Annotated in this window: 6 protein-coding genes; 3 read left to right on the top strand and 3 right to left on the bottom strand. The window is 40.3% G+C overall.

The genetic code is table 11. From position 1 onward, the window contains the following. Window positions 1–95: 95 nt before the first annotated feature. Together JZO85_RS22950 and JZO85_RS22945 are read right to left on the bottom strand one after the other, a co-directional pair. Window positions 96–605, bottom strand: coding sequence for a phosphatidylglycerophosphatase A family protein (locus JZO85_RS22950; protein ID WP_207110832.1), 510 nt, complete (start codon window positions 603–605; stop codon window positions 96–98). 18 nt (window positions 606–623) lie between these two features. Further along, window positions 624–1607 (bottom strand): NAD(P)/FAD-dependent oxidoreductase, encoded by a 984-nt coding sequence (locus JZO85_RS22945; RefSeq protein ID WP_207110831.1) that lies wholly within the window; start codon window positions 1605–1607, stop codon window positions 624–626. Window positions 1608–1737: 130 nt separating this feature from the next. On the opposite strand from JZO85_RS22945, the gene JZO85_RS22940 reads away from it, so the two are divergent. Further along, the gene (locus tag JZO85_RS22940) at window positions 1738–2325 is read left to right on the top strand and encodes a peptidylprolyl isomerase (protein WP_207110830.1); all 588 of its coding nucleotides are present in this window, start codon (window positions 1738–1740) and stop codon (window positions 2323–2325) included. A 26-nt stretch (window positions 2326–2351) separates the two neighbouring features. Here JZO85_RS22940 and JZO85_RS22935 read toward each other — a convergent pair whose 3' ends face one another. After that, window positions 2352–3518 (bottom strand): MalY/PatB family protein, encoded by a 1167-nt coding sequence (locus JZO85_RS22935; protein WP_207110829.1) that lies wholly within the window; start codon window positions 3516–3518, stop codon window positions 2352–2354. A gap of 77 nt (window positions 3519–3595) precedes the next feature. Between JZO85_RS22935 and JZO85_RS22930 the strand changes: the two genes are divergently transcribed. After that, entirely contained in the window at window positions 3596–3982 is a 387-nt protein-coding gene (locus JZO85_RS22930) for a CvfD/Ygs/GSP13 family RNA-binding post-transcriptional regulator (RefSeq protein WP_207110828.1), read from the top strand. 79 nt (window positions 3983–4061) lie between these two features. After that, a complete protein-coding gene (locus JZO85_RS22925; protein ID WP_347401827.1) occupies window positions 4062–4424 on the top strand; it encodes a hypothetical protein in 363 nt (120 codons plus the stop codon). Window positions 4425–4618 lie beyond the last annotated feature (194 nt).

The raw sequence follows: 4618 nt of genomic DNA, 5'->3' as shown, positions 1-4618 counted from the left end.
TGTTATATGACGCTTACGAAATTTTTTATCTCTTACCGATTTATATTGGCAAAAGAGCATTAAAAAAAGAGCGGTAAGCTCTTTTTTTAATGCTCTTATTTGACGATGGAATCTAGTTTGCGGGGATGCTCGTGGGCTAATCGACTAGCAGCTGAAGCGGCGATTGCGCCAACAAGATCATCTAAGAAGGTGTGGACGTGTACACCGTCATGCTCGTTAAGCTTTTTCAATATACCCGGCTTCACTTTGTCGATGTAGCCGTAATTCGTGAAGCCGATTGAGCCATAAACATTCACGATGGAAAGTGCCATAATCTCATCGATGCCGTACAGGCCTTCGTCTTCTTCCAGGATATTTTGCAAGGGATAATCCAGCTTCTTTTGTTCAGCCAGCTTATCCAGTTCGATCCCAGTAATGATCGCGTTGTGAACTTCGCGTTTAGTCAACACACGATTGACGCTGTGGATACATAATTCAATATCTAACTTGTCAATATAGTCTTTTTGTAAAAAGAAGACCAGTTCTGCGATATCTCGAATAGTAACGCCGCGTTCTTCCAAGAGTTCTCGGGCTTTTTGTTCAAGAGCGGTTGTTTCGAATACCATATCGTACCTCCGTTAAACTTATATTTGTGGAAATAGGCTCGTGCTGTGTCCAGGCTGTGTGCGGTTTTTAGGATTTATATAGTGCAAAGCATTATTGACAGCGGTGGGGGCTTCGCCCATCCCAGTAGCGATCAATTTCACTTTGCCATCATAGGTAGTGATATCTCCGCAGGCATAGACACCAGGAATCGATGTGCGCATGTCCGATTCAACAAGGATCGCTTGTCGTGTGCTTTCCAATCCCCAAGACCGTAAATGATCCAATGAAGAAGAAAAGCCGTAGTTGACGATCAAGTAATCCACGTTCAATGTAATTGTCTCATCACTTTTCGCCTTTTGTAAAGTCACGTCCTCTAAATCTTTTTCCCCATGCAGCTCTTTTAAGAGGTAGGGGGTGTAGATATTTACTGAGGACTCCTTCAACTTTTGGACACTATGCTCATGGCCGCGAAAATTATCCCGGCGATGGATGATCGAAACTTCCGCAGCGATTGGTTCTAACATTAATGCCCAATCAATCGCAGAATCACCGCCGCCTGCAATGGCGACTTTTTTTCCGGCATATTTCATCAAATCATTTATATAGTAATCAATTCCATAATTTTCAAAAGTATCTGCACCATCGATCTGCAGACGTCTTGGCTGGAACGAGCCATTGCCGATAGCCAGTATAACTGCTTTAGTGTAGTGACTATCCTTATTGGTTATCAGCTCCAGGTAGTCATCATGCTGTTTTACTTCCAAAACTTCTTCATCCAAACAATAGGTGTGTGAAAAACTTCGTAGCTGTTTCTCTAGGTTGCCAACGAGGTCCGCCGCCTTAACAATGGGGAACCCGGGAATGTCATAAATATTTTTCTCAGGATAAAGTGTTGTTAATTGTCCGCCCAGTTGAGGCAAACTATCGATCAACTTTGTTTTGGCTTGGCGAATTCCAGCATAAAAAGCTGCAAACATACCGACAGGCCCTGCACCTATGATGGTAATATCAAAAATCTCCATATCAACACCCTTTCTTTCTATCGATTGTAACAAATAAATGAGAGAGAAAGAAACGCTTAGTTTGGGGAGGTGGCAAAATCAGAAAAGTTTGTTATGATGGACACAGCAAAAAATAAAGGAGGATTTTGAAGTGACTCAATTTCCACAATTAAACTTAACCGAAGAAAAAGGACCTAAAGCAACGATTAAAACAAATATGGGCGACATCAAAGTTCAATTGTTTCCGGAAGAAGCACCTAAAACAGTTAAAAACTTTGTTGAATTAGCGAAGAAGGGGTATTACGATGGCGTAATTTTCCACCGTGTCATTCCTGATTTCATGATTCAAGGCGGAGACCCAACTGGTACTGGAATGGGCGGCGAAAGTATTTATGGTGAAAAATTTGAAGATGAATTTTCACGGAACCTGTTCAATTTGCGTGGCGCCTTGTCAATGGCAAATGCTGGACCAAACTCTAACGGCAGCCAGTTTTTCATCGTAAACAATCAAAACGTTCCTGCTAATATGATGGCACAATTAGAAGAAGCTGGGTTCCCAGGCGAAATTATCGAAACCTACAAACAAGGCGGAACACCATGGTTAGATTTCCGTCATACGGTTTTTGGTCATGTGACTGAAGGAATGGATGTCGTAGATGACATCGCTGCTGCTAAACGCGGAGCACAAGACAAACCTGTTCACGATATAGTAATCGAATCAATTGAGATCTCAGAATAAAAAATACGGCCCGCGGGCCGTATTTTTTATTTTAATGCATTAGCGATTCGTTTTAACCCTTCTGCAAGAGTTGCTTGCGGACAAGCAACGTTTAGGCGCATATGCTGTTTGCCGCTCGGACCGTAACTAATTCCCGCGTTTAAAACCACTTTTCCTCCATGAACTAAGCGTTCTTCAAGCTTTTCGTCAGAAAGTTTGTATTCTGAAAAATCCAGCCATAATAAATAGGTTCCTTCCGGGTTCATGATGCGTACATTTGGCAAATGTTCTTTGAAAAATAGCATTGTGTACTCGATGTTCGATTGGATATAGGGCAATAGCTCCGCCAACCATTCTTCGCCAGTATTGTATGCAGCCTCCATACCAACCAAGCCAAATGTATTAATCTCCTGTTGAAAGTTTTGTTCTTGCTTGTGAACCAACTGTTTGCGCAACTGCTCGTTTTTTACTAGGACGATCGAATTTTTGATTCCGGCTAGATTAAAGGTTTTAGTCATAGAAGTAAATTGCAAACTAAAATCACTGAAATTTTCTCCCGCCTCAAAGAAGGAAGTCATTTTATTTGGCGCGAAAACTAGATCCTGATGGATTTCATCGCTGAAGATAAGAACCTTGTATTTTCGGCAAAGCTCTCCTAGCTGAAGCAGCTCATCCTTTAACCAGACACGACCGCCGGGATTGTGGGGATTACACAAGATCATGACTTTTACCTTGTGCTGCTTGAATTTTTCCTCGATATCTGCAAAGTCCATTTCGAATCGCCCGTTCTTTTCGATTAACGAGCTGCGGATCAATTGACGCTGGTTAGTTGTGATAATAGTTGAGAAAGGAGGATAGACTGGATCATGGATCAAGATGGCATCGTTCGGCTGGGTAAATGCTTGAACTGCGGTTGCTATCCCAGCTAACACACCTGAGAAGAAAAGAATATCGTCTTTTTCTAAGGTGAGGCAGTGATGCTTTTTTTCCCAATCAATAATGGCTGTGTAAAGACCTTCTGGTGTATCTGCATAGCCTAATATTCCGTGATCCAATAATTTTTGATACGCTTGTAATACGCCTGCTGGTGCTTTGAAATCCATATCGGCAATCCACAATGGCAGCAGTTCCTTCTCATGATACATTTGGAGAATAGTATCCCACTTTACGCTATTGGTGCCTAGACGATCAATTGGTTGTTCAAATTTTGACATTCTTCTTCCTCCTACTTGCTAGCTTCAATTTTATTTATAAATACAGTATAATAAAACATGCGAAAAGAGGGAAACGAATGGAATATAAAATTGGAGATATTATTGAAGGAAGAGTCACAGGGATTCAGCCCTATGGTGCGTTTATCTCGTTAGATGATCAGACACAGGGGTTAGTTCATATTTCGGAGGTTCAATCGGGATATACAAAGAACATCCATAGCTTTTTAGAAATTGGTCAAGTGGTGAATGTTCAGATCATTGATATTGATGAGTATACGAAGAAAATCAGTTTGTCTTTACGAACACTGGCAGAGCATCCTGCAGAAGTGCCTTATCATCGGAAACGCTACTTTACAAATCGCAACAAAAATATTGGATTCCGTTCGTTGGAGAAGAATATGCCAAAGTGGACGGATGAAGCAGTCGATTTTCTTTTGAAAGAGCGCGTTGAAAATTTATCCTAGGTTTATGCAAAGAATATCTTTTTTTCAGAAAACATGTTACAATGAGGTCGATTTACGATTAGCTTTTACAGAGGTGAAAATTGTGACGAAACAAGTGTCTGGAACAATCATGTTGCATTTAGAAGATGGATCAAAACGTTTTTTAGTCCACGAAATAGGAAACGATAAGGAATTTGCACGCACTGATACCAAAGCCGAAAACACCGTTTTAGCTAGTTTCTTGAATTTTTTAAAGGCTACACTACATATTAACGTTGATGATATTCGATTAGTCGAATTAACCAACACACAATCACATGGGGCTAGTTTACCTCTTTATGTGTTTGAAATGACTGGTGAGACAGCTACTGAATTACCAGAAGGATTCGCTTGGGAAAGTCCTGATAGCGTAAGAAAAATCCTTGGAACAATCGAAATCGAAGGTGTACCATTATTTGAATAAGTATTAAAAAGGAGCTTATGAAAATAAGTTCTTTTTTTTTGAAAAAAATAGTTGACCGATGATTGAATAAGTGGTAAATTAATAAACGTTGCTGATACAGCTAAAGACGAACAATGTGATTTGAGTTTTAAAAAACTTCAAAAAAACCATTGACATTCACTCGGCAACCTGTTAAGATATAAAAGTTGCTGAAA

It is taken from the genome of Candidatus Enterococcus murrayae (assembly GCF_017315985.1).
Taxonomy (GTDB): Bacteria; Bacillota; Bacilli; order Lactobacillales; family Enterococcaceae; genus Enterococcus_A; species Enterococcus_A murrayae.
This window is presented reverse-complemented; position numbering and strand designations above follow the sequence as displayed.

Excerpts from the sequence above, each read along its gene's own strand:
- JZO85_RS22935 (WP_207110829.1), bottom strand. The coding sequence starts at position 3,518 with ATGTCAAAATTTGAACAACCAATTGATCGTCTAGGCACCAATAGCGTA.
- JZO85_RS22930 (WP_207110828.1), top strand. The coding sequence starts at position 3,596 with ATGGAATATAAAATTGGAGATATTATTGAAGGAAGAGTCACAGGGATT.
- JZO85_RS22945 (WP_207110831.1), bottom strand. The coding sequence starts at position 1,607 with ATGGAGATTTTTGATATTACCATCATAGGTGCAGGGCCTGTCGGTATG.
- JZO85_RS22950 (WP_207110832.1), bottom strand. The coding sequence starts at position 605 with ATGGTATTCGAAACAACCGCTCTTGAACAAAAAGCCCGAGAACTCTTG.